Genomic DNA, 328 nt, shown 5'->3' with positions numbered 1-328 from the left:
TCCTCGGATCAACGCTTTATTGACAACTCCCCGAGGCTTAACGCAGCCTTACACGTCCTTCATCGGCTCAGCATGCCAAGGCATCCACCATGCGCCCTAAATAACGAACACACAACCAACACAACAAACTGTGCTGGTGTGAACACACAAAACACAAAAGAACAAAGAAATCACACAAACCACACACATTGCCACCACACAAAAAGTGACAGTAACAAGCACATGGTTTAATGCTCGCGTCCACTATACAGTTCTCACACAACACCCCACACAACTTAAACAACCAAGAAGTCATCCAACCTGACTGCTGAAACTCGTGCGGGTTACA

General features: G+C 46.6%; 1 rRNA gene. It reads right to left on the bottom strand.

From position 1 onward, the window contains the following. A 23S ribosomal RNA gene (locus FME68_RS12980) occupies nt 1–111 on the bottom strand; the annotation flags it as partial. Between the last annotated feature and the right edge of the window lie 217 nt (nt 112–328).

This window comes from Corynebacterium hiratae (assembly GCF_009708045.1).
GTDB lineage: Bacteria > Actinomycetota > Actinomycetes > Mycobacteriales > Mycobacteriaceae > Corynebacterium > Corynebacterium hiratae.
Note: the sequence above shows the minus strand (reverse complement) of the source record. Positions and strands in the feature narration are given on the sequence as shown.